This window comes from Streptomyces sp. NPDC101234, assembly GCF_044767525.1.
Lineage (GTDB): Bacteria > Actinomycetota > Actinomycetes > Streptomycetales > Streptomycetaceae > Streptomyces > Streptomyces sasae.
In genome coordinates, this window is the sequence record NZ_JBIWOA010000021.1 from 109,863 (window position 1) to 134,525 (window position 24,663).

Here is a 24,663-nt window from a genome sequence, read left to right on the forward strand (position 1 = left end):
CGCTGATTAAGGCCGGGGTGTGGATACCGCCGGTAACTTATCTGAATTCCTCAGTCTTTGAACTCAAGTCACCCCAACTTCTTGTTTCCTGTGAGTCGCGTGTGTCAAGGTGAGCCACCTCGCGGGAGGGTCCAGAGGTCGTGCGGCCGTAAGGCCGGCCCTTATGGGCTCCAAAAGGTACGCACCAATCCGGCACTGTATTCCGTCAGGGCGCCATTTCTAGTGCCGTCCTGCGGCTCGGAAGGAAATGGCCCAGTGCAATCCCCCTACCCCCCACGCCCGCCTTACCCGCCTCGCCCCGGTTCGACCCCGGGGGAGTCCGACCGCAATCTCATCGCCCACCTCACCGGCACCCCCGAGGCCAGGCATCACGCCACCGCCCTGCTGCTCGCCCGGCACTGGCGCGCCACCTGCGACTATGCGATCGTCTGCCTCGCCTCCGCCACGCCGGCCGCCCAGTTGGTGGCCAGCGCCGCCTTCGAGCGCGTCCTCGGCCGGCTGAGCGGCGGCGCGGTCGGCGGTGCTCTTCGTCCGCAACTGCTCGTGGCCGTACGGGAGACGGTCCGCGCGTGGGCCGCGGATGAAGCCATTTCCGTGGTCGTACCGGAACTGCGCAAAACCACCGGCGGCCGCGGACTCAGTGCCGCGAGACCCGGAACCCCCGAAAGACGGCAACTCGCCGAACGTGCTTTCCAGGCACTTCCGGGCGCCTCGCAATGCCTTCTCTGGCACACCGAGGTCGAAGCCGAACCCATAAACATACCAGCTGGTCTGCTGGGTGTCGAGACCGGTACCGCCACCGCCGCTCTGGAGCAGGCCCGCGAACAATTCCGGACCGGCTTGGTGCGCGCCCACCGGGAACTCGCGCCCTCCAGGGAATGCCGCTTCTACAACCGTCTCCTCGACGTCCCCATTCGCCGCGGCGGTTCTCTGCTCCCCGATGTGCAACGGCACCTGGCGGAGTGCCGGTACTGCCGGCAGGCCGCCGAACAGCTCAGTCATTTCGACGGCGGCCTGGAGGTCCTGCTCGCCGAGACCGTGCTCGGCTGGGGCGCCCGCCGCTATCTCGACTCGCGGCCCGGCCGTGGCGCGGTCGTCGAGGCGTGGCCGGCCGACGGCGAGCCCGTCCGTGCGGCGGCCTCCGGCGGCCGGCACCGCTTCGCGTCCGTGGGCGGGCGGCGCAAGGCCCTGGTGGCCGGTGCCGGCCTGGTCTCCCTCGTGCTGCTCGCCACCGTCCTCGTGGTCAGGAGCTGGTCCGACGACAGCGGCGTCCCGCATCCCGGCGCCACCACCTGGGGAGCCCCCAGCGGCAGCCGTACCCGGCCTGGCCCCGAGGAGAAGCCGCCGGCGGCCTCCCCGTCCCCGGCCTCCGCGGGCGAGCCCGTCGAGATCGCCCACGGCAGACTGCGCAGCCTCGACGCCGGGCTCTGTGTCGACGTACGCGGCGACCTGGTGCGGGCCGGTGCGGACCTGCGGCTCGGGCCGTGTTCCGATGCCGGCTCCCAGCAGTGGTCGTACCAGGACGACGGCATGCTGCGCAGTGCGCTCGACCCCACCCTCTGTCTCGCCGCCGACCCCGGGGCGCGCAGTGTCGTCGTCTCCGGCTGCCTGGTGCACGCGGGCGAGGTGTCCTACGACCTGACGGTGGCCGGTGAACTGCTGCTGCGCTGGGACAAGGGGCTCGCCCTGTCCGAGGACGGAACGAAGGTGGTCGTGGCCGGGCGGGACGGGTCGGTGCGGCAGCGGTGGGCGCTGGACACGGGGAGCGGTGCCGCGGCGGCGCCCGCGGCCGGGCCCTCGACATCGCCCGAGTCGAAGAAGGACGAGCGGACGGAGTCCCCGGGGCCGTCCCGACAGGCCGTCCCTGACCAGGAGTTCGGCAAGCCGCAGGACCCGTCGTACGGCACCCGGGTCGCGCAGGTCGGATCCCATGACCGTCCCGTACCGGTCGTACCGCCCGGGCTTCCCGGGCCCGCGGAGCCCGTCGGCGCCCTCGCGGAGGCCGCGGGACCGGTGCTGGACTCCGTGGGACCGGTGCTGGACTCCGTGCCGGACGTGGTGAGCGGGGTCGGAACCCTGCTGGGCCGGCCGTCTCCGGTCGGCGAGGACGGGGCGACGCGCGGAGGCCGTACCAGCTGATGGAGATCCCCGGCTCCCCGGTGGGGAGCCGGACCCACCTCCACTGCCGCCTGCCCGGCCGGCGGCCACGGATGAGCGCTGCCCGCCGATCCGGCTTCACACCTGACCGGATCGGCATGGGTTCGTGGTGCTGTCGCCGACCGCGCGCACCGTCCGGAGCGGGCTCTCCGGTCGGTTTACTTCAAGGGTTTACGAGAATTTTCCCCACCGTGTGTTTCATTTGCAGTAATACAGTTGGCGACAGGTTTTTGTCAGGCTTGGGTCAGGGTTGCCGCGGCAGCGTTCGCCACGCGTTTCCGATGTGCCACGATCGAGCCAGCGGGTCGAAGTCATCCGGAATTTACAGAGCTCGGCGGGGTCGCACGGGGCGTTGCGGCGGGGTGAGTGCCGGGTGAATGGCCGGGGTGCTTTGACGGGCTTGTGACGGTGTGGCGCCAGTGGTCCGCGGCCCCGACGGCCGCTGATCCGTAGTGGATTGCTCTGATTTTCGGCTCTTGCGGTGAATTTCCCCGGCTGGCCGAATCAATGCTGTCGGGCGTGATAGCGCAGCGCCGTTATTGACCCGCGAGTAATGAACTCGCTAGTTTCCGGTGGCCTCACCCCGAGCTTTTCGCCGCACATGCCCCCACCGTGCTGTCCTCCCGATTATTCGGAGCATCATGACGTCCCCTGTGCGTGCCGTCGACCTGATCATCTGCATCACCCCTTTCGGAGAACCCGATGCCAGGCTCGCCACAGCGGTCTGCGCCGCCGGCGGACTCGGCGTCCTCGATCTGGGACGCGGGGACCGAAGATCCCGGGAGGCGCTGGCCCGGCTGAAACGGGCCGCGCCGGGCCCGTACGGCGTGCGAGTGGCCGCAGGCTGCGCACTCACCCCGGAGGACCTCGGCCCCGCACCCGACACGGTGGTCCTGGCCGCCGACGCGCCCTGGACGGTCGGGCAACTCGCCACCCAAAGCAGGGTGTTGGTCGAGGTGACCGATCTGGTGGGTGCGCGTGAGGCGGTCGCGGCCGGAGCGCACGGGCTGATCGCCCGGGGCGCCGAGAGCGGCGGCCGGGTCGGCGGACTGAACACCTTCGTCCTCCTCCAGCAACTCCTCGCCGCACCGGAGCTGGACCTCCCGGTCTGGGCCTGCGGCGGCATCGGACCGCGTACGGCGGCGGCCGCGGTGGCCGGCGGCGCGGCCGGCGTCGTCCTGGACAGCCAGCTCGCCCTGCTCGCCGAGTCCCGGCTGCCCGAGGCCACGGCGGCCGCACTGCGCTCCCTGGACGGCTCGGAGACCATCGTGGTGGCCGGTCACCGGGTGCTGCACCGCCGCGGCCCCGACGCCGTGCACCCGCCCGCCGACGACCCGGCCGCGGTCGCCGCGCTGCTGGGCGCCGAGGACCTGCGCACCCAGCTGCTGCCGGTGGGCCAGGACGGTTTCCTGGCCGCACGGTTCGCCGAGCAGTGGGGTGATGTACGCCGGACGGTACGGGAGTTGACGGCGGCGATAGACGGGGACGGGGCCGTCGCCGGTGACGCTCTGCGGCCCGGAACCTCCCCCATGAGCCGCGCCCTCGGGACCCGGCTGCCCGTCGCCCAGGGCCCGATGACCCGGGTCAGCGACCGGGCCGCCTTCGCCGCGGCCGTCGCCGCCGACGGCGCGCTGCCCTTCCTCGCCCTCGCCCTCGCCGACGGCGACCGCACCCGGGAGATGCTCACCGAGGCCAAGGCCGCGCTCGACGGCCGGCCCTGGGGCGTCGGCGTACTGGGCTTCGCTCCCGAGGAACTCAGAAACGCCCAGCTCGAAGCCGTACGGGAACTGCGGCCCACCCACGCTGTCGTCGCGGGCGGCCGGCCCGCCCAGGCGGAGGCGCTGGAGCAGGCCGGGATCAGCACCTTCCTGCACGTGCCCTCGCCGGGACTGCTGCGGCAGTTCCTGGAGGCCGGCGCCAGGAAGTTCGTGTTCGAAGGCTCCGAGTGCGGCGGCCATGTCGGACCCCGCGCGAGCTTCCCGCTCTGGGAGGCCCAACTCGCCGTACTGGAGGACTTCCCGGACGCCCAAGGCCTGGAGGTGTTCTTCGCGGGCGGCATCCACGACGAACGCTCGGCGGCGATGGTCGCCACGCTCGCCGCGCCGCTGACCGCCCGGGGCGCGGCCGTCGGCCTCCTGATGGGCACCGCCTACCTGTTCACCGAGGAGGCGGTGGACCGGGGCGCCATCCAGCCCCTCTTCCAGCGCCAGGTCATGGCGGCCGCCGCCACCGCCCTGCTGGAGACCGCGCCCGGCCACGCCACCCGCTGTGTACCCAGCCCCTTCACCCTCAACTACCACCAGCGCGAAGCGGAGTTGAGGGCGAACGGGGTGCCGGACCGCCGACTGTGGGAGGAGCTGGAGCGGCTCAACGTCGGCCGGCTGCGCATCGCCAGCAAGGGCGTCGACCGCACCGACGGCGGCGAGTTGGCGCATGTCGACGAGGAACGCCAGCTCAACGACGGGATGTTCATGGCCGGCGAGGTCGTCGTGCTGCGCTCGGCGACCACCACCGTGACGGCCCTGCACCACGCCGTGACGGACGGCGCGGCCGACTTCCTGGCGGCCCGGCCCGCGGCGGAGCAGCCTGCGGAACCTCCGGCCCCCGCCCCGCTCGACATCGCCATCGTCGGTATGGCCTGTATGTTCCCGCAGGCACCCGACCTGGCCACCTTCTGGGCGAACGTGGTCGCCGGACACGACGCGGTCACCGAGGTCCCGCCCGAACGCTGGGACCCGGCCGTCCACCACGCCGACGGCAGCACCACCTCCAAGTGGGGCGGCTTCCTGCCCCGCATCCCCTTCGACGCGCTGGGCTACGGCATCCCGCCCGCCTCCCTCGGCCATATCGAGCCCGTCCAGCTGCTCGCCCTGGAGGCCGCCCGACGCGCCCTCGACGACGCCGGGTACGGCGAACGGGGACGGGAGTTCGACCGCTCGCGCACGTCCGTCGTCTTCGGCGCCGAGGCCGGCAGCGACCTCTCCAACGCGGGCACCCTGCGCGCCGTACTGCCCTCCTACTACGGCAAGGTCCCCGAGGGACTGGAGGAGCAGCTGCCCCGGCTCACCGAGGACTCCTTCCCGGGGATGCTCGCCAACGTCATCTCGGGCCGGATCGCCAACCGTCTCGACCTCGGCGGCGCCAACTACACCGTCGACGCCGCCTGCGCCTCCTCGCTCGCCGCCGTCGACGTCGCCTGCAAGGAACTCGGCGCCGGGACCAGCGACGTCGTGCTGTGCGGCGGCGCCGACCTGCACAACGGCATCAACGACTACGTCCTCTTCTCCTCGGTGCACGCCCTCTCGCCGACCGGCCGCTCCCGAGCCTTCGACGGCTCCGCCGACGGCATCGCACTCGGCGAGGGCGTCGCGTGCGTGGTCCTGAAGCGGCTCGCGGATGCCGAGCGCGACGGCGACCGCATCTACGGTGTGGTCAAGGGCCTCGGGTCGTCGAGTGACGGCCGTTCCCTGGGGCTGACCGCCCCCCGCCCCGAAGGCCAGCGGGCCGCGCTGCTCCGTGCCTACCGCAACGCCGGCATCTCCCCGGCACAGATCGGCCTGGTCGAGGCGCACGGCACCGGGACCGTCGTCGGTGACCGCACCGAACTCACCATCCTCAGCGAGGTGTTCGCCGAGGCCGGCGCGGTGAACGGCGGTTGTGCGCTGGGGTCGGTCAAGTCCCAGATCGGGCACACCAAGTGCGCCGCCGGGCTCGCCGGGCTGATCAAGACCACCCTCGCCCTGCACACCGGTGTCAAGCCGCCCACCCTGCACATCGACCGGCCCAACCCGGCCTGGAAGGAGGACGACAGCCCGTTCGCCTTCCACGCCGAGGCCCGGCCCTGGGCCGCTCCGGCCGCCGAACGGGTCGCGGGAGTGAGCGCGTTCGGCTTCGGCGGCACCAACTTCCATGTGGTGGTGGGTGCGTACGACAGCGCCGTGCCGCCGGAGCAGGGGCTGGACGCCTGGCCCGCCGAGCTGTTCCTGTTCCGGGGGCGGGACGAGAAGGCCGCCCACCGGGGCGTCGAGGAGATTCTGAAGGCCGCTGAGACCGGCTCCTGGCGGCTGCGTGACCTTGCGCTGGCAGCAGCCCGCCGGGCGGACGCCTCGCACGAGCCGGTTCGGGCCGCGGTGGTCGCGGACGACGTGGCCGGGCTGGCCGGACAGCTGCGCCGGGTCCTCTCGGGGGAGCACGATCCGCGCACCGGGATCCACCTGGCCGACGGGCCTCAAGGCGACGAGGGGAAGGTCGCCTTTCTCTTCCCCGGCCAGGGCAGCCAGCGTCCCGGCATGCTCGCCGACGTCCTCATCGCCTTCCCGGAGCTGCAGCACTACCTCCAGCTCGGCCGGGCCCACGCCGACACCCTCTACCCGCCCACCGCCTTCGACGACACCACCCGTGAGCGCCGCCGGACCGCCCTCACCGACACCAGGGCCGCCCAGCCCGCCCTCGGCATCACCGGCCTCGCCGCCCACGCCCTCCTGACGGCGGCAGGGGTCCGCCCCGACATGGCCGCCGGACACAGCTACGGCGAACTCGTCGCCCTCAGCGCGGCCGGCGCCCTGACCCCCGAGACGCTCCTGGAGCTGAGCGCCGAACGCGCCGCCGCGATCCTGGCCGCCGCCGGTGACGAACCCGGCACGATGGCCGCCGTGTCCGCCGGGGCGCAGGACGTGGAGCGCGCGCTGCGTACCACCGGAGCTCCGGGACAGGTCGTGCTCGCCAACCACAACTCGCCCCAGCAGACGGTGATCTCGGGCCCGACGGAGGAAGTGACCGAGGCGGTACGGCTGTTGCGCGAGTCGGGATTCGGGGCGAAACGCATTCCGGTCGCCTGCGCCTTCCACAGCCCGGTCGTGGCGAACGCGGGGGAGCGGTTCGCCGAGGTCCTCGCCGAACGGGCGGTACTGCCGCCCGAGTTCCCGGTGTGGTCCAACCGCACCGCGGCGCCCTACCCGCCGGACGCCGACGCCGTACGCGCCGAACTCGCCGCCCAGATCGGTTCGCCGGTCGCCTTCGCCGCCCAGATCGAGGCGATGTACGAGGCCGGGGCCCGCGTCTTCGTCGAGGCCGGGCCCGGGACCGTCCTCACCCGGCTCGTCGGGCAGATCCTCGGCGACCGTCCGTACACCACCGTGGCCTGCGAACCCCGCGCCGGCAGCGGACTGCGCGGCTGGCTCGACGCATTCGCCCAGCTGGCCGTGGCCGGAGTCCCGGTGCGCACCGCCTGGCTGCTGCGCGGCCGGGACGCCGTGGACGCCGTCCGCACCCCGGCGCCGAAGCGGCCCGGCTGGACCGTCGACGGACAACTCGTGCGCACCGCCGCCGGAGACCTCCTGCCCGGTGCCCTCGCACCGGCCCGACGAGTCGTGGAGACGACGACTGTGACGACGAACCAGCCGCACGGCACACCGGCCGACCGGGACGCCCTGATCTCCGAATTCCTGCGCACCAGCCGGGAGATGATCGCCGCGCAGCGCGATGTGCTGCTCACCTACTTCGGGGCGGCACCGGGGGCGGTGCCCGCGGCACCCACCGCACCGGTGGCTCCGCAGCCGCAGCCGCAGCCGCAGCAGTGGCAACCGCAGGCGCAATGGCAGCCGCAGCCGGTCGCCGAAACCGCCGTACCGCAGCCGGAGGCGGCGGCCGCACCGGTCGTCGAGCAGTCCGCTGGGACCGACGTCGAGCGGGTCGTCCTGGAGATCATCAGTGAGCGCACCGGCTACCCCGTCGACATGATCGAGCCCGACCTCGATCTGGAGGCGGACCTGAGCATCGACTCGATCAAACGGGCCGAGATCGCGGGGGAGCTGGCGAAGAGGCTCGGGATCGCGGGCGGCGCCGAGACCCTGGACGACGGCGAGTTGGAGGAGCTGGCCAAGGCGCGTACGGCGGCCGCGGTGACGGGATGGCTCACTGCTCGCGTCGGAGGGGGCGCCCAGACGGAGACCGCCGTCGCGGCGGAACCGGTGGCTGCCGTCGCGGCGGAACCGCCGGCCGCCGTAGGGTCCGAGGAGCCCGTCCCGGGTGAGGCCCCGAAGCGGTTCGAGATGCGGCCCGTCGTGCTGGCACAGCCGGCTGCGGTGGCCGACCCGGCCGCCCTGCTCGCGGGCAGGCGGTTCTTCGTCCTCGGGGACGGCGCGCAGGTGGCGCAACGGCTCTCCGCGCACGGCGCCGAGGCGGTGACCGTCGCGCCGGATCATCTGCTCGGGGAGTCGGACGGGACCGTGGACGGCGTGCTGTACCTGGGCGCGCTGCCCGGCAACGGCGACTCGCCGGTGCTGCCGGACGCCTTCCCGGTGCTGCGGGCGGCCCTCGCGCGCGGCCCGCGCTGGCTGCTGGCCGCCCGGCCCGCCGACGGCGAGGAGGCGGCGCGCTCGGCCGGACTTCATGGGCTGTTCCGCACCATGGCCCGGGAGTACCCGGACACCGTCGTCAGGGTCGTGACCCTCGCGGACACCGCACCCGACGCCGTCGCCGACGCGCTGCTCGCCGAGCTGTCCGCCCCGGAACCGGCCCCTGTCGTACTGCGCACGGCCGCCGGCCGGCAGGGCCTTGAGCTGGTCGAGGTGCCGTTGGGCGCGCTCGGCAGCACCGGGGCCGGACCGGCGGGGGAGGGGGCCGCCGAAGCCGCCGCGCTCGGCCTGGACCGGGACTCGGTGGTGCTGCTCGTCGGCGGGGCCCGGGGCATCACCGCGAAGTTCGCGGCCACCCTCGCCGCCGCCTGCCGCTGCCGCATCGAGCTGCTCGGCCGGACACCCGCGCCCACCGGCCCCGAGGGCCCGGACACCGTCGGAGCGCGCACCCCGGCCGAACTCCGCGCGGCGCTCGCCGCCCGAGGGGGACGCAAGCCCGCCGAGGTAAACCGCGAGGCCGAACTGCTCCTCGCCCAGCGGGAGATCACCGCCACCCTGGGCGAACTCGCGGCGCTCGGCAGCGAGGCCCGCTACCGTGCCGTCGACTTCCGCGACCGGGACGCCGCACTCCAGGCCGTCAAGGAGATCCACGCCGACCACGGACGCCTGGACGGGGTCGTCTTCGCCGCCGGGGTGATCGAGGACCGGCTCATCGCCGAGAAGACCCCGGAGTCCTTCCAGCGGGTGTACGGGACCAAGACGGCCGGCGCCGCCACCCTCCTCGCCGCCCTGGAGGAACTGCCCAACGGGCCAGGTTTCGCGGTGCTGTTCGGCAGCATCTCCGCCGTCCTCGGCAACCGCGGCCAGTCCGACTACGCGGCGGCCAACGACGCCCTGGAGAGCCTGGGCGCGGGCTGGGCGGAGCGGACCGGGAACCGTGCGCTGACCGTGCACTGGGGGCCGTGGGCGCCCACCGGCGGGCACACCGGAATGGTCAGCCCGGAACTCGGGCGCGAGTACGCGCGGCGCGGGGTGCGGCTGATCGATCCCGAGGAGGGCACCGCCGCCCTGCTGCGGGAGCTCGCCTGGGGCGAGGAGTCCGCGCGAGCCGTCGTCTACACCGCCTCGGGCTGGTGAGATGAGCGACGACCGCCGGACACCGGCCGGCATGGATGACGGCCCTCGGACACCGGTCGGCTCGGGCGACGGCCCTCGGGCACCGGTCGGCATGGAGGGCGCGCCTCGCACACCGGTCGCGATCGTGGGGATGGCGGTGCTGCTGCCCGGTGCCGCCGGCCTCGACGCGTACTGGAGGAACCTGCGCGACGGCGTGGACTCGATCGGCGAGGTGCCGGACGGTCGCTGGGACGCGGACTACTACCGGCCCGGCTCGGCGACCGGGCCCGCCGTCCCCGACCAGGTGTACTGCCGGCGCGGCGGCTTCGTGGACGGGCTGGCCGAGGTGGAGGTCACCCGGTACGGGATCATGCCGAACTCCGTGGACGGCACCGAGCCCGACCAGCTGATCGCCCTCGACGTGGCCGCCGCGGCGATCGCCGACGCCGGTGGCGAGGACCGGCTGCCCGACCGGCACCGGATCGGTGTGGTGCTGGGCCGGGGCGGCTATCTCACGCCCGGGCTGGTCCGGCTCGACCAACGGGTCCGGACGGCGGGACAACTCGTCCGCACCCTGGGCGAGTTGGTGCCGGACCTCACGCCCGGTCAACTGGCCCGGGTGCGCGAGGCGTTCACCGAGCGGCTCGGCCCGGCCAGCCCCGAGTCGGCGATCGGCCTGGTGCCGAACCTCGCCGCCTCCCGGATCGCGAACCGCCTGGACCTGCGCGGCCCCGCCTACACCGTGGACGCGGCCTGTGCCTCCTCGCTGGTCGCGGTCGACCAGGCGGTCACCGAACTCGCCGCCGGGCGCTGCGACGTGATGCTCGCCGGGGGAGTGCACCACTGCCACGACATCACCCTGTGGAGCGTCTTCTCCCAGCTCCGCGCCCTCTCCCCCAGCGAGCGCATCCGCCCCTTCCACCGCGAGGCGGACGGCATCCTCATCGGTGAGGGCACCGGAGTGGTCGTCCTCAAACGGCTCGCGGATGCCGAGCGCGACGGCGACCGCGTCTATGCCGTGATCCGCGGCACCGGCGTGGCCAGCGACGGCCGTACCGCCGGACTCGTCAACCCCGACCCCGGCGGCCAGGCCCACGCCGTACGCCAGGCCTGGCGGGTCGCGGGCCTGGACCCCACCGCCCCCCGCTCGGTCGGCCTCCTGGAGGCGCACGGCACCGCGACCCCGGCGGGCGACGCGGCCGAACTCACCACCCTCGCCGAGGTGTTCGGGCCCGGCGGCCCCGGCGGCGAGCGAGCGGTGCTCGGCTCCGTGAAGTCGATGATCGGCCACACCATGCCGGCCGCCGGAGTGGCAGGGCTGGTGAAGGCGGCACTCGCCCTCCACCACGCCACCCTGCTGCCCACCCTGCACTGCGACGACCCGCACCCGGCCCTCGCGGCCACCCGCTTCCGCACCCTGGACCGGGCCGAGCCCTGGGAGACCACCCGGGAGCAGCCGGTGCGCCGGGCCGGGGTCAACGCCTTCGGGTTCGGCGGGATCAACGCGCACGTGGTGCTGGAGGAGGCACCGCGGCGCACCCCCGGCCGGGCCCGCGCCCAGGTGACCGAACCCGAGCGAGTCCTCCTCCTCGCCGCCCGCACCCCCGAACAGCTCGACGCCACCCTTGCCGCCGACGACTCGGCCGTGCTCGTCGCCGGTCTCGACCCCGCGCACCCGCACCCGCAGGCCGGACCGGTACGCCTCGGCATCGTCGACCCCACCGCCAAACGGCTCGCCCTCGCCCGCCGCGCCGTCGGCAGGGGCCGGGCCTGGCAGGGCCGCAACGACGTCTGGTTCCGGCCCGCCCCGCTGCTGCACACCGGCAGACTCGTCTTCGTCTTCCCGGGCCTGGAGGGCGAGTTCACTCCCCGCGTCGACGACATCGCCACGCATTTCGGCCTCCCCACCGTCACCGGAGGTCCCGCCGCACAGGACGTGCGGGTCGGTGACGTAGGCCGTCATGGGTTCGGTGTCGTCGGCGTGGGGCGGCTCCTCGACTCGGCGTTGCGCCGGATGGGCGTGACCCCGGACGCGGTCGCCGGGCACAGCGTCGGTGAGTGGACGGCGATGGTGGCCGCCGGGCTCTACTCCGGTGAGCAGGTGGACGCGTTCATGGCCGGGTTCGACCCCGACACGGTCACCGTGCCGGGCCTCGCCTTCGGTGCCATCGGCGCCTCCGCCGGTCACGTCGAAGCCGCACTGCGCGACGACTGGGCGGGCGCCGGGATCGTCCTCTCCCACGACAACGCCCCCCAGCAGTCCATGATCTGCGGTCCGGACCGAGCGGTGGCGGAGTTCGTCCGTGCCTTCCGCGCCGACGGCGTGCTCTGCCAGGTGCTGCCGTTCCGGTCCGGCTTCCACACGCCGATGCTGGAGCCGTACCTGACCCCCATCAAGGAGGCCGCCGAACGCTTCCGGCTGCACCGGCCCACCGTCCCGGTCTGGTCCGGCACCACCGCGGCACCCTTCCCCGAGGCCGAGGCGGAGGTGCGCGCGCTGTTCGTCCGGCACCTGCTGGAACCCGTCCGCTTCCGGCAGCTGGTCGAGGCCCTCTACGCCGCCGGGCACCGCACCTTCGTCCAGATGGGCCCCGGCCAACTGGCCTCGCTCATCGGCGACACCCTCGGCGACCGCGACCACCTCGCCGTCGCCGCCAACTCCGCGCACCGAACGGGCATGGCCCAACTGCGCAGAGTGGCAACGGCGTTGTGGACGGCGGGGGCGGCCGTGGCTCCCGCGGTGCCGGGAACGGAGGCGGCGAGCGTCGCTCCGACGGTCCCGGGAACGAACGGCGCGACCACGGCCGTACGACACCGCCCACCCGTCCGCCTCGACCTCGGCGGCGCTCTGGTCTCCCTCGACGGCGAGGTCCTCCACCAGCTCCGTGCCGAGCTGGGGAGAGCGCGGCCCCCCGCGCCCACCGGCCCGTCCCCGCTGGACGACCTCGCCGTACGTATCCCGGCCGCCGCCGAACTGAGTGCGCTGCTGCGCGACACCGCCGACACGGCTGCCGCCGTACTCGGGGCGCGCCGTACGACGGCGGCCCCGGCCCCGGCCGTACCGACACCCCGCACTCCCGCGCCCACCGGACCCCGCGCCCCGGCCGCGCCCGCCCCGGCCCCCCGCACCACCACCCTCAGGGTGTCCCCGGACACCATGCCCCACCTCCTCGATCACTGCTTCTTCCCGCAACGGCCCAACTGGCCGGACGTCGAGGACCGTTGGCCGGTGGTGCCCGCCACCACGATCGTCCGGCACCTGATGGACGCGGCGGAGGAGGCCACCGGACTGCGCGCGGTCGCCGTGCACGGAGCCCGCTTCGACCGCTGGCTCACCGCCACACCCGCCGTCGACGTCCCGGTCACCGTCAGCCCGCAGGGCCCCGGCCGCGTTCTGGTCACCTTCGGCCCCACCGCCCGCGCGGTCGTCGAACTCGCCCCCGGCCACCAGCCACCACCGTCGGCCCCCGCCCGTCCTCCCGCTCCCGAACGCACCCCCGACCACACCGCCGCCCAGCTCTACAGCGAGCGCTGGATGTTCCACGGCCCGGCGTTCCAGGGCGTCACCGAGCTCACCGCGATCGGCGACCGGCACGTCCGTGGAGTGATCACCACGCCCGCCGCCCCGGGCGCCCTGCTCGACAACGTGGGGCAGATCCTCGGCTACTGGATCATGGCCACCCGCACCGAGCGGACCGTCGTCTTCCCGGTGCAGATGCGGGAGATGCGCTTCCACGGCCCGCACCTCGTGCCCGGCACCGAGGTCGGGTGCCTGGTGCGGATCACCTCGCTCACCGACACCGTTCTCGAGGCGGATGTGGAGCTCACCGTCGACGACCGGGTCTGGGCGAGTATCGGCGGCTGGCAGGACCGGCGCTTCGACAACGACCCGCAGACCCGCCCGGTGGAGCGCTTCCCCGAGCGCAACACCCTCTCCGAGGCGCGGCCCGGCGGCTGGGCGCTGGTCCACGAGCGCTGGCCGGACCTCGCCTCCCGCGAGCTGATCATGCGCAACTCGCTGGGCGGAGCGGAACGTTCGGAGTACGCCGAGCGCGCACCGCGCGGCCGCCGGCAGTGGCTGCTCGGCCGGATCGCCGCCAAGGACGCGGTACGGCAGTGGCTCTGGCAGCACGGCGAGGGCCCGGTCTTCCCGGCCGAACTCCGCGTACGCAACGACGAGTTGGGGCGTCCGTACCTGGTCGGCGTGCACGGCCGCACGCTGCCGGCACTGGACGTCTCCCTCGCCCACCGGGCCGAGGCGGCGGTGGCCATCGTGCGCCCGCACACCCCCGGACCCGGCCCGGGCATCGACCTCGAAGAGGTCACCGAACGCGACCCGGCCGCCATGGAGGCCGCGCTCGGCGCGGACGAACTCCGGCTGCTGCGCACGCTCTCCGCAAGCGGCTCCGGCGCGGTGTGGTTCACCCGGTTCTGGGCCGCCAAGGAGGCCGTCGCCAAGGCGGAGGGCACCGGATTCGGGGGCCGGCCAAGGGACTTCACCGTCCTGGAGGCGGCCCCGGACGGCAGCCGGCTGCTGGTCTCGGGCCGGCTGGAGCGCGCCTATCCGGTGCACTGCGCGCCGGTCCGCAATCCCCCCGCACTGCCGGACCGCGACTACGTCGTGGCCTGGACGACCGGACCGGCAACCGCAGACCCAGAGGAGGACCCGCGATGAACCCCATCGAGCCCGAAGTCCGCGCCGACGAGGAGGCGGTGCTCGCCGACCTCACGCGGATGCTCCGCACCCTCCTGGAGGAGTACGGCGACGACGACGCCGTGATCGGCATGAGCACCACCTTCAACCGCGACCTGGAACTGGAGTCCATCGACCTGGTCACGCTCGCCGGGCTCCTGGAGGAGCGGTACGGCAAGCGGGTCAACTTCGCCGAGTTCCTGGCCGGGATGGAGTTCGACGAGATCATCGGGCTGACCGTCGGCCGGCTCGTCGAGTACGTGGTGTGGAGCCTGAAGGCCACGGAGGCGGGCTGAGCCATGGCGATCGTCGACACCGGAGACATCCGGCTGCACGTGCAGAGAATGGGCCCGGGAGAGGGCCGTACCCCCGTCGCCACCGTGGTCCTCGTACACGGGCTGCTCACCGACAGCCTGGCCAGCTACTACTTCACCGTGGCCCCCGCCTTCGCCGCCTCCGGCCTCGACGTGGTCATGTACGACCTGCGCGGCCACGGCCGCAGCGGCCGCCCGCCCGGCGGCTACACCCTCGACCACAACATCGACGACCTGGAGGCACTGCTCGACCACCTGTCGATCACCGGCCCGGTCCATCTCGTCGGCAACTCCTACGGCGGCACGATCGCCTTCGGTTACGCGGCCCGCCACCCCGAACGCGCCGCCAGCCTCACCCTGATCGAGTCCGAACCCGCCACCGCCGCCTGGGCGGACAAGCTCGGCGGCATCCTGCACCGGGTCGTCACCGAGCTCGCCCACAACGAGCCGGACGCGATCGCCTGGATCACCGCCAACCGCAGCCACAACACCGCCCGCCTGGCCAGAGGCGCGGCCCGCCTGGCCCGCGAGACCAGCCTCGGCCGGGACATCCCCGCCAGCCGGGTCCTCACCGAGGAGCAGATCAGCGCCGTACGCTGCCCGGTCCTCGGTGTCTACGGCGGAGACTCGGACCTGGTGGAGGTGGTCCCGCTGAAGGAGACCCTGCTGGCGGACTACCGCTCTGTGGTGCTGCCAGGGCACGAGCACTCCGTGCTGGTCGAGGCGGCCGGCACGGTCGGCGGACACATCCTGGAGCTGATCCACTCGGTCAGCGGGGCGCGGACGGCCGGGGTCCGGTGAGCGGCTTCCTGTTCGTCGTACCGCCGCTGGTCGGGCACATCAACCCGGCCGTCGGAGTGGCGGCCGAACTCACCGCGCGCGGCCACCGGGTGGCCTGGGTCAGCGCGGACGCCGGGCTGGTGCGCCGACTGGCGGGAGCAGAGGCCGAGGTGTTCCCGTGCGCGGGGACGATCGAGGGCGAGCGCCCCGCCGACCTGCGGGGCGCGGAGGCGCTGAAGTTCCTGTGGGAGTGGTTCCTGGTGCCGCTCGCGGACGCGATGGCACCCGGAGTCCGGGCGGCCGTCGACGACTTCCGCCCGGACGTGGTCGTCGCCGACCAGCAGGCCTTCGCCGGTGCCCTGGTGGCCGAGCGGCTCGGCCTGCTCTGGGCGACCTCGGCGACCACCTCCGCCGAGTTCGGCGGCGCCTACGACGGCATCCCCAAGGTCGCCGACTGGCTCCGGGCCCGCCTCGCCGAACTGCGCGAGCGCATCGGCGACCCGGACGGCACGGCCGACCCGCGCTTCTCACCGCACCTCGTGCTGGCCTTCACCACCCCCGAACTCGCGGGCCCGTCCGACCGGTCGAGGGTGCGCTACATCGGGCCGTCCGTGTCCGAGCGGCCGGTGGACCACGGTTTCCCCTGGGAGTGGCTGGACCCGGGCCGCCGCAAGGTCCTCGTCTCCCTCGGCACCGCCAACGCGGACGTCGGCGGACGGTTCCTGGCCGAGTGCGTAGCCGCGGTACGCGAACGGGCGGACCGGATACAGGCGTTGATCGCCGACCCCGGCGGCACGCTGCCGCCCGCGGCCGACGACAAGGACATCCTGGTCCGCCCCTCCCTGCCCCAACTCCCGCTCCTGGAAAGGGTCGACGCGGTCGTCTGCCACGCCGGGCACAACACCGTGTGCGAGGCGCTGTGGCACGGCGTCCCGCTGGTCGTCGCACCGATCCGCGACGACCAGCCCGTGATCGCCGGACAGGTCGTCGCCGCGGGCGCGGGCATTCGGGTCCGGTTCGGGCGGGTCACCGCCCCGAGGCTGGGCGAGGCCCTCGACACCGTCCTGTACGAGGGCGCGCACCGCACCGCGGCGGCCCGGATCCGTACCGCGTTCCGCGCGGCGGGCGGTGCGCCGGTCGCCGCCACCCACCTGGAAGCCCTGGCAGCCGAGGAGACCCGATGAGCAAGCAGAGTGAGATCGAGGCGCTGCGCTCCGCCTACCAGCGGGACCTGGCCGAGGGCACCGACCGCTTCTTCGAACCTCCGCGGACCACCTGCCCCTGGTGCCGCTCCGACCGGCTCACCACCCGCCTGCGCACCACCGACCTGCTCCAGCACAAGCCCGGGAGCTTCGTCCTCGACCGCTGCCAGGACTGCGGGCACACCTTCCAGAACCCGCGCCTGAACGAGAGCGGCCTGGAGTTCTACTACCGCGACTTCTACGACGGCCTCGGCGAGCAGAAGATGAGCGGCACCTTCGGCGGCCGCACCAAGATGTACCAGGGCCGAGCCGAGTCCATGGTCCCGCACGATCCGACCCCCAAGAACTGGCTGGACGTCGGCACCGGCCACGGCCACTTCTGCGAGGCCGCCCGCGAGGTGCTGCCCGGCACCGCCTTCGACGGCCTCGACTTCACCGACGGCGTCGAACTCGCCGCCCGCGAGGGCCGCGTCGAGCACGCCTACCGGGGCGCCTTCCCCGACCTGGCCCCCGAGCTCACGGCCCGCTACGACGTCGTCAGCATGTTCCACTACCTGGAGCACAGCACCGACCCCGACCGCGAACTGCGCGCCGCCCATGAGACGGTACGCCCCGGCGGTCACCTCCTCATCGAGGTCCCCGATCCCGAGAGCCGCTACGCCCGCCTGCTGGGCCGCTGGTGGCTGCCCTGGCTCCAGCCGCAGCACCTGCACTTCATCCCCGTCGCCAACCTCCGCGAACGCCTCACCGACCTGGGCTTCACCGTCGTCGACGAACAGCACGCCGAGGCCCACGACCCCGTCGACCTGCTGGCCGCCTGCTGGCTCGCCCTGGACCACACCGCCCCGCGCGAGGACGCCCCCTGGCTGCCGAAACCGCCCGGCGCCCTCCGGAAGACGCTCCGCGCCACCCTGCTCATCGCGGGCATCCCGGCCCTGATCGCGAGCACCCTCCTGGACCGCTTCGCCGTACGACCGCTCTCACACCGTCTCCGCGTCTCCAACGCCTACCGGATCGTCGCCCGCCGCGACTGATGCCTCACAGCACCTTCGCGCGGATCATCGCCGACAGCACCAGGGCGCCCGGCAGCAGCGGCACCCAGTCGGTCAGGACGCGGTAGCCGATCACGGTGGCGGTGGCCACCGCCATCGGGGAGCCGAACGCGGCCAGCGTGAACACCAGCGCCGCGTCCACCGCGACGCTGCCGGGCACCGGCACGGCACCCCCTGCGGTGCCCGCCGCCAGATACGCCAGGATCACATCCGTCCACGACAGCCCGAGCCCCAGCGCCTCCCCGGTACAGGCCAGCACACTCGCCTGCACCAGCGGCATCGCGGTCGCCCCGCCCCACAGGGCGAGCACCCGGGAGGGCCGCGCATGCACCGTCCGGGCGTCGGTCAGCGCACAGCGCACCAGTCCGGTGAGCGGCCGCCGCAGCGGTCGTACGACGGCCATCGCCACGCCCGCCAGGGTGAGCACGGCGGCGACCGGGATCAGCACCGTGCCGTCCGGGACCAGCTCGGCCAGCCGCCGCCAGGCGGACGACGACAGCAGGAACACCACGAGCACGACCGTCTTCGCCCCCGACTTGGCCACCGAGTACAGCGCGATCGAGGCGGTGGCCCGGTCCAGGGGGACACCCCGGGTACGCAGGAAGCGGACGGTGACGGCGTGCGCGCCCAGCCCGGCGGGCAGCACGTGGTTGGCGGCCCCGGCGGCGAACTGCGAGGCCAGCAGCAGCCCCGGCGGCAGCCGGTCGGGCACGGCGCCCTGCCGCACACAGGCGGCCACCACCCAGGTGAGGCAGGTGAGACCGCCTCCGGCCAGCAGCCATGCCGGTTCGGCGTGGGCGAGCCGGGTGACCCCCTCGTACAACAGCGACCGGTTGGTCAGCCCCCAGACCGCCGCGATGAGCAGCGGGGACAGGCACAGGGCGAGCCGGAGCGGCCGGCCCGCCGTGGAGGGGGCCGGCAGGGCAGGCACGGCTGGTGCGTCGGGGCGGGCCGATGACAGTGAGGACAGTGAGGACACGGGGACGTTGTCCTTCCACAGCGGGCCCGAGGTGGGGAGCCACGGGCGAGCGAGACCGCCGGGGAGCCTTCCCGTCCCGTATGACACCCGGATGTCCGAAAACCGAAGGCGGGAGGGCGGGCGGGTGCCGCGGGCGCTGCCGTACCCCGCCGACCCGGTAGCCTTCCTGGGGAAGGAGCACGCGACAGGGGAGGAACCGGCGGTGCACGTCCAGGAATGGCTCGACTCGGTGCCTGCGGTCGCCGTCTATGCAGTGGTGGCGCTGGTCATCGGACTGGAGAGCCTGGGCATCCCGCTGCCGGGCGAGATCGTCCTGGTCTCCGCGGCGCTGCTCTCCTCCCAGCACTCGGGCATCAACCCGATCGTCCTCGGCGCCTGCGCGACGGCCGGCGCGGTCATCGGCGACTCGATCGGCTACGCCATCGGCCGCAAGGGCGGCCGTCCGCTGCTGGCCTGGCTGGGCAGGAAGTTCCCGAGACACTTCAGCGAGGGCCATGTGGCCACCGCCGAGCGCTCCTTCGAGAAGTGGGGCATGTGGGCGGTCTTCTTCGGTCGCTTCATCGCCCTCCTCCGCATCTTCGCGGGCCCGCTGGCCGGCGTCCTGCACATGCCGTACTGGAAGTTCCTGATCGCCAACCTGCTCGGCGGCATCTGCTGGGCGGGCGGCACGACGGCGGTCGTCTACTACGTCGGGATCGTCGCCGAGGACTGGCTGAAGAGGTTCTCGTACGTGGGCCTGGCGGCGGCCGTACTGGTCGGCCTGGCATCGATGCTGATCGTCCAGCGCAGGGCGAAGAAGGTCCAGATCACGGAGAAGGAAGCCGAACCGGTAAACGCCGGCGACTGAAGCGCCCCGAAGGGGCGCGGGGCGTAGTCGATTTGAGGCTCCGCCGCGTGGGCGCGACAAGCCCCCACGCACCCGCACCCGCCCGACGACCTACTCATGCACCCCGCGATGCGCCTTGGCCAACTCGGCATACAAGGTTCCGTTGAGGGTGACCCCCTGCCTTTCCTCCTCCGACAACACCCGCCGCACCTTGGCCGGCACCCCCGCCACCAACGACCCCGGCGGCACCTCCATCCCCTGCGGCACCAACGCCTGCGCGGCCACCAACGACCCCGCTCCGATCACCGCCCCGTTCAGCACCGTCGCCCCCATCCCGATGAGGCAGTCGTCCCCGACGGTCGCCCCGTGCACGACCGCGTTGTGCCCGATGGACACCCGCTCGCCGATACTCACGGGAAACCCCGGATCCGCATGCAGCGTCACGTTGTCCTGGACATTCGCCTGAGCCCCCACGGTGATCTTCTCGGTGTCCCCCCGCACCACCGCGCCGTACCAGACGCTCGCCCCGGCCTTCAGCGTCACGTCCCCGATCACCGAGGCCGTAGGGGCCACGAACACATCGCCCTCGATGCTCGGCTCCCGCCCCCCGATCCCCACGATCAGCGCCTTCTGAGTCATCGCCGTCTCCCGTCGTCATCGATGTCCAGGGCAACCTAGCCCACGCCCTGGGGCGAAGATCACAGCAGCCCGCCCTCTTGCCGACGGCCCCCGCTGAGTACCGTGAGCCCGTGCCCAAGCCCAAGAACACGTTCTCATCCTGGCGCCGCCACCTCGGCCAACGCGCTGTCCACGCGGCCTGGGCCTGGGCGCAGCGCACCGGTTCCGTCAGCGCCGAGCACCCCGGCCGCTTCCGTTTCGGCGCGCTCGGCGAAGCCACCCGCCTCGCCTTCCCGCTCGGCACGGTCTTCGGCGAGCCGTGGATCCACCTCGGCTCGTACTGCATCGTCGCCGAACAGGTCACCCTCACCGCGGGCCTGATGCCCGACCTCGACCTCGGCCCGGACCCGATCCTGCGCATCGGCGACGGCGTGGTCCTCGGCCGCGGCAGCCATGTGATCGCCGACACGACGGTCACCATCGGCAGCGACTGCTACTTCGGTCCGTACGTCTACGTCACCTCCACCAACCACTCCTACGACGACCCGCACGAGCCCATCGGCAAGCAGTGGCCCCGGATGGAGCCCGTGGAGATCGGTCCGGGCTGCTGGATCGGCACGGGCGCGGTGATCCTGCCGGGCGCGCGGATCGGCCGGAACGTGGTGGTGGCGGCCGGCGCGGTGGTGCGGGGCACGGTGCCCGACCATGCCGTGGTGGCGGGCGCCCCGGCCCGGGTCGTACGACGCTGGACCCCCGAGACCGGCTGGCAGCCGCCGCTGCGCACGCCCGCCCCGGTGCCGATCCCGGAGGGCATGACACCGGAGCAGCTGCGGGCGCTCGCGGAGCTGGACGACGAGGACGTGGCGAGGCTCGCCGAACTGGAGACGGAGGGCTGAGCCGCCCGCCGAGCCGACCGGCGTCGGTTCAGCCGGTGGCCAGCAGCAGCGTCCCCACCAGCGCCAGCCCCGCCCCCGCCGCCTGGACGGCCCGCAGGCGTTCGCTGAGGAAGCCGCGGGCCGCGAGCGCGGTGACCACCGGGTAGAGCGAGGCGAGCACCGCGGCGACGGTGACCGGGCCGTGCTGGGCGGCGACCGAGTAGGTGCCGTTGGCCGCGACGTCCGCGAGACCGACGAAGCCCAGCGCCGGGAGCGTGGACCAGGCGAAGCCGCCCTCCGGCAGCGCGGGCGAGCCCCTCCGTACGGACAGCCACAGGGCCGCGCCGCCCCCGGCGACGTTCGTCAGCCGTTGCACGAACAGGGCCAGGAACAGGCCGGTGACATTGGTGGACGCCTCCGTGATCAGTGCGAACACCGTGCCGAAGCCGCCCGCCGCGACCAGGGTGAGCAGGATCGCCCGGCGCTGGACGGGCGCGCCGCGCAGTTGCGGGCCGCCCGCCAGGACGACGCCGGTGACGGCGACCGCGATGCCCGCGACCTGGACCAGCCCCGGACGCTCGCCGAGGAACAGCCCGACGCCGACCGGGACGGCGACGCTCAGCGTGGCCAGCGGGGAGACGACGCCCATCGGGCCCAGGGCGAGCGCCTTGTAGAAGGAGAAGAGCGCGACCGGCCCGACCAGGCCCGCCGCGAACGCGAACCAGAGCCGGGGCCCGGCCTCGCTCCAGCCGCCCGTGGCGACCACGATCACACCGAGCACCGCCGCGGCGATGCCCTGTGAGACGACGACCACCGTGAGCGCCGGGGCGCGTCGTGTCAGCAGCCCGCCGCCGAAGTCGGCCAGTCCCCACAGGAGACTGGTGGTCAGGGCGAAGAATGCTGTCACGGCCCGCCTCGCAGTACAGTTCGGTGAACGATCAGGTACACCCCACCGTAGTTCATTCAGTTGAACTCTGTCATTCAGGATACTGGACCGCGATGACCTCGACGATGGACGGAACGTGTCGGACCTCGACCTGCTGACCCAGTCCCTGGCCCGCAACGTCAAGCACTGGCGCTCGGTGCGCGGCTTCACCCTCGACGTGCTCGCGGCCCGTGCCGCGGTCAGTCGCGGCATGCTCATCCAGATCGAGCAGGCCCGCACCAACCCGAGCATCGGCACGGTCGTCAAGATCGGTGACGCCCTCGGTGTGAGCATCACCACGCTGCTCGACTACGAACAGGGCCCGAAGGTCAGGCTCGTCCCCGCCGACAAGGCCGTACGGCTGTGGCACAGCGAGGGCGGCAGCTACAACCGCCTGCTCGCCGGCACCGAGGCGCCCGGCCCGCTGGAGATGTGGGACTGGCATCTGATGCCGGGCGAGAGCAGCCCGTCGGAGCCGCACCCCGCCGGCACCGTGGAGATCGTCCATGTCACCGCCGGTGAACTGACCCTCACGGTCGACGGGGTCGAGTACCGCGTGCCGACGGGCGCGAGTGCCTCCTTCGAGGCCAACACGCCCCATGTGTACGGCAATACGGGGGACGTGCCGATGGACATGGTGATGACGGTCTCCGTCCCGCCGGTGTCCTGAGAGCCCGCCGGCGGGCTGTTAGCGTGCGGACATGCGTGCACCCATCGGAGACTTCGACGCCGCCACCCCCGCCCCCGACTGCCTCGACGAGCTGACCGCCCCGGTCGCCGACGCCGTACGCCACTGGAGCGGTGCCGTACCCGCGGACCAGATCCTCTACGTCGAGACCGACCCGCTGTGGGCGGACACCGCCGTCTTCGTCGAGCACTACGGGCGCGAACTGCTGGAGCAGTCGGCCAACTGCGTGGTCGTGGCGGGCAAGCGCGGCGGCGAGACGACGCTGGCGGCCTGCCTGGTCCTGTCCACCACCAAGGTCGACGTCAACGGCGTCGTACGACGCCAACTCGGCTCCCGCAAGGCGTCGTTCGCCTCGATGGACACCGCGATCGGCGAGACCGGCATGGAGTACGGCGGCATCACCCCGATCGGACTCCCGCGCGACTGGCCCCTGTTGGTGGACTCGGCCGTCGCCGACCTGCCCTGGGTCCTGGTCGGCAGCGGCCGCCGCCGCGGCAAACTCCTGCTCCCCGGCAAGGCGTTCGCCCAGATGCCGGGCACGGTGGTGCTGGACGGGCTCGGCGTCTAGGGGGTGTCTGGCGGATCAAGTCGCAGGAAAGCAGCGGTGCCTGATCGGCCGAGGTGAGCGGGGTCGTGGGAGTCCCTCCCGCGCGAGGTTGTTCGAGCGTGGGGAGCGTCCGACTGCAAGGCGGAGGAGGCGTAGACATCAGCCGCTGCCGCGGCGGGCGACGCGGTGGGGGCACCTCCCGGCCGAAGGCTGGGGGACGTCGGCGAGTGACGACAACGCCGCTGGGGGTACCCCCTCTGGGGGAGGGCGTGCCAGACCCCGCGTCTGCGGCATGATCCGCCGGACACCCCCTAGGAGGGGGCGTGGGCGTGGTGTGCCAGTGCCAGGTGGGGGTCCGCCTCGCCCGGCGCCGGTGCCGGGTCCGCGTGCACCAGGGCTGCCGTCAGCCGCGGTACGGCGTGCAGCAGCGCGTGCTCGGCCCCGACCGCGATCGCGTGCGCCTGCCGTACGGTCGCCTCGCCGTCCACGACGACCGCGACCTCGGCGCGCAGCCGGTGCCCGATCCACCGCAGTCGCAGCTCACCCACCTCGCGCACCCCCGGCACCGCGCTCAGCGCCCGCTCGGCCCGGTCCACCAGCTCCGGGTCCACGGCGTCCATCACGCGCCGGAACACCTCGCGCGCCGCGTCCCGCAGCACCAGTGCGATCGCGGCGGTGATCGCCAACCCCACGATCGGGTCGGCGAGTTGCCAGCCGAGCGCCGAACCGCCGGCCCCCAGCAGCACGGCCAGTGAGGTGAATCCGTCGGTGCGGGCGTGCAGCCCGTCGGCCACCAGCGCGGCCGAGCCGATGTCCCGGCCCACCCGGATCCGGTACCGGGCCACCCACTCGTTCCCGGCGAAGCCGACCAGCGCGGCCACCGCGACCGCCGGGACATGGGTGACGGGCCGCGGATCCAGCAGCCGGTCCACCGCGGTCCACGCGGCGAACGCGGCCGACGCCGTGATCGTCAGTACGATCGCGATCCCCGCGAGATCCTCGGCCCGCCCGTAGCCGTAGGTGAAGCGGCGGTTCGCGGCGCGGCGTCCCAGGACGAAGGCGATTCCCAGCGGTACGGCGGTCAGCGCGTCGGCGGCGTTGTGCACCGTGTCGCCGAGCAGCGCGACGGAGCCGGACAGGACCACGACGACCGCCTGGACGAGCGCCGTCACGCCGAGCACGGCCAGCGAGACCCACAGCGCCCGCATGCCCCGCGCCGAGGACTCCAGGGCGGAGTCGAGCTTGTCGGCGGTCTCGTGGGAGTGGGGTGTGAGGAGGTGGGTGAGGCGGTGGCGGAGCCCACCGGCCGGGGAGTGGGAGTGGGAGTGGCCATGGTCATGACCGTGCGGGTGCTCGCCGTGCTCGCCGTGCTCGCCGTGCTCGCCGTGCCGGCCGTCGGAGTGCACGTGTTCGCCGCGCCGGTCTTCCGCGCGTGCGTGCTCATGACGGTGGTCGTCCGCGTGTGCGTGTTCATGGTGGTGGTGCCGGTCGCTCATGCGGCTCCCCTCTCCGGTGCGCGGGACGTGGACATGCGG

15 protein-coding genes are annotated in these 24,663 nt (G+C 73.4%); 11 read left to right on the forward strand and 4 right to left on the reverse strand.

Annotated features, from left to right (window positions below; all coding sequences use genetic code 11):
- The first annotated feature begins 255 nt into the window (after positions 1–255).
- From ACIRR9_RS33480 to ACIRR9_RS33510, 7 genes are all read left to right on the forward strand, one after another.
- Positions 256–2,139 (forward strand): ricin-type beta-trefoil lectin domain protein, encoded by a 1,884-nt coding sequence (locus ACIRR9_RS33480; RefSeq protein WP_403759604.1) that lies wholly within the window; start codon positions 256–258, stop codon positions 2,137–2,139.
- 659 nt (positions 2,140–2,798) lie between these two features.
- Positions 2,799–9,650, forward strand: coding sequence for an SDR family NAD(P)-dependent oxidoreductase (locus tag ACIRR9_RS33485; protein WP_403759607.1), 6,852 nt, complete (start codon positions 2,799–2,801; stop codon positions 9,648–9,650).
- 91 nt (positions 9,651–9,741) lie between these two features.
- Positions 9,742–14,304 (forward strand): beta-ketoacyl synthase N-terminal-like domain-containing protein, encoded by a 4,563-nt coding sequence (locus ACIRR9_RS33490; RefSeq protein ID WP_403759782.1) that lies wholly within the window; start codon positions 9,742–9,744, stop codon positions 14,302–14,304.
- Positions 14,301–14,618: an acyl carrier protein gene (locus ACIRR9_RS33495; RefSeq protein WP_123978728.1), complete on the forward strand. Its 318-nt coding sequence runs from the start codon at positions 14,301–14,303 to the stop codon at positions 14,616–14,618. The genes ACIRR9_RS33490 and ACIRR9_RS33495 overlap by 4 nt, the downstream gene beginning before the upstream one ends.
- 3 nt (positions 14,619–14,621) lie before the next feature.
- Complete coding sequence (locus ACIRR9_RS33500; RefSeq protein ID WP_123978729.1) at positions 14,622–15,437, forward strand: alpha/beta fold hydrolase; 816 nt, start codon at positions 14,622–14,624, stop codon at positions 15,435–15,437.
- On the forward strand, positions 15,434–16,600 hold the full coding sequence (locus ACIRR9_RS33505; RefSeq protein WP_403759611.1) for a glycosyltransferase: 1,167 nt from the start codon (positions 15,434–15,436) through the stop codon (positions 16,598–16,600). The genes ACIRR9_RS33500 and ACIRR9_RS33505 overlap by 4 nt, the downstream gene beginning before the upstream one ends.
- Positions 16,597–17,652 (forward strand): class I SAM-dependent methyltransferase, encoded by a 1,056-nt coding sequence (locus ACIRR9_RS33510; RefSeq protein ID WP_403759614.1) that lies wholly within the window; start codon positions 16,597–16,599, stop codon positions 17,650–17,652. Before ACIRR9_RS33505 ends, ACIRR9_RS33510 begins: the two co-directional genes overlap by 4 nt.
- Before the next feature lie 4 nt (positions 17,653–17,656).
- Here the strand turns inward: ACIRR9_RS33510 and ACIRR9_RS33515 are convergent, their stop codons facing one another.
- Entirely contained in the window at positions 17,657–18,601 is a 945-nt protein-coding gene (locus ACIRR9_RS33515) for a YbhN family protein (protein ID WP_403759617.1), read from the reverse strand.
- Positions 18,602–18,851: 250 nt separating this feature from the next.
- Here ACIRR9_RS33515 and ACIRR9_RS33520 point away from each other — a divergent pair, with 250 nt between their 5' ends.
- A complete protein-coding gene (locus ACIRR9_RS33520; protein ID WP_403759785.1) occupies positions 18,852–19,496 on the forward strand; it encodes a DedA family protein in 645 nt (214 codons plus the stop codon).
- 90 nt (positions 19,497–19,586) lie between these two features.
- Here ACIRR9_RS33520 and ACIRR9_RS33525 read toward each other — a convergent pair whose 3' ends face one another.
- Complete coding sequence (locus ACIRR9_RS33525; RefSeq protein WP_403759620.1) at positions 19,587–20,114, reverse strand: gamma carbonic anhydrase family protein; 528 nt, start codon at positions 20,112–20,114, stop codon at positions 19,587–19,589.
- A 110-nt stretch (positions 20,115–20,224) separates the two neighbouring features.
- Here ACIRR9_RS33525 and ACIRR9_RS33530 point away from each other — a divergent pair, with 110 nt between their 5' ends.
- Positions 20,225–20,989 (forward strand): acyltransferase, encoded by a 765-nt coding sequence (locus tag ACIRR9_RS33530; protein ID WP_123978732.1) that lies wholly within the window; start codon positions 20,225–20,227, stop codon positions 20,987–20,989.
- A 28-nt stretch (positions 20,990–21,017) separates the two neighbouring features.
- On the opposite strand, the gene ACIRR9_RS33535 is transcribed toward ACIRR9_RS33530, so the two are convergent.
- The gene (locus ACIRR9_RS33535) at positions 21,018–21,875 is read right to left on the reverse strand and encodes an EamA family transporter (protein ID WP_403759623.1); all 858 of its coding nucleotides are present in this window, start codon (positions 21,873–21,875) and stop codon (positions 21,018–21,020) included.
- A 115-nt stretch (positions 21,876–21,990) separates the two neighbouring features.
- Between ACIRR9_RS33535 and ACIRR9_RS33540 the strand changes: the two genes are divergently transcribed.
- Complete coding sequence (locus tag ACIRR9_RS33540; protein ID WP_403759627.1) at positions 21,991–22,563, forward strand: XRE family transcriptional regulator; 573 nt, start codon at positions 21,991–21,993, stop codon at positions 22,561–22,563.
- A 31-nt stretch (positions 22,564–22,594) separates the two neighbouring features.
- A complete protein-coding gene (locus ACIRR9_RS33545; protein ID WP_403759629.1) occupies positions 22,595–23,149 on the forward strand; it encodes a YbaK/EbsC family protein in 555 nt (184 codons plus the stop codon).
- A 290-nt stretch (positions 23,150–23,439) separates the two neighbouring features.
- Here ACIRR9_RS33545 and ACIRR9_RS33550 read toward each other — a convergent pair whose 3' ends face one another.
- Complete coding sequence (locus tag ACIRR9_RS33550; RefSeq protein ID WP_403759633.1) at positions 23,440–24,624, reverse strand: cation diffusion facilitator family transporter; 1,185 nt, start codon at positions 24,622–24,624, stop codon at positions 23,440–23,442.
- Between the last annotated feature and the right edge of the window lie 39 nt (positions 24,625–24,663).

What these genes read in the sequence shown, in the direction of transcription:
- ACIRR9_RS33485 (WP_403759607.1), top strand. Translation starts at nt 2,799, where the DNA reads ATGACGTCCCCTGTGCGTGCCGTCGACCTGATCATCTGCATCACCCCT.
- ACIRR9_RS33490 (WP_403759782.1), top strand. Translation starts at nt 9,742, where the DNA reads ATGGAGGGCGCGCCTCGCACACCGGTCGCGATCGTGGGGATGGCGGTG.
- ACIRR9_RS33495 (WP_123978728.1), top strand. Translation starts at nt 14,301, where the DNA reads ATGAACCCCATCGAGCCCGAAGTCCGCGCCGACGAGGAGGCGGTGCTC.
- ACIRR9_RS33500 (WP_123978729.1), top strand. Translation starts at nt 14,622, where the DNA reads ATGGCGATCGTCGACACCGGAGACATCCGGCTGCACGTGCAGAGAATG.
- ACIRR9_RS33510 (WP_403759614.1), top strand. Translation starts at nt 16,597, where the DNA reads ATGAGCAAGCAGAGTGAGATCGAGGCGCTGCGCTCCGCCTACCAGCGG.
- ACIRR9_RS33525 (WP_403759620.1), bottom strand. Translation starts at nt 20,114, where the DNA reads ATGACTCAGAAGGCGCTGATCGTGGGGATCGGGGGGCGGGAGCCGAGC.
- ACIRR9_RS33545 (WP_403759629.1), top strand. Translation starts at nt 22,595, where the DNA reads ATGCGTGCACCCATCGGAGACTTCGACGCCGCCACCCCCGCCCCCGAC.
- ACIRR9_RS33550 (WP_403759633.1), bottom strand. Translation starts at nt 24,624, where the DNA reads ATGAGCGACCGGCACCACCACCATGAACACGCACACGCGGACGACCAC.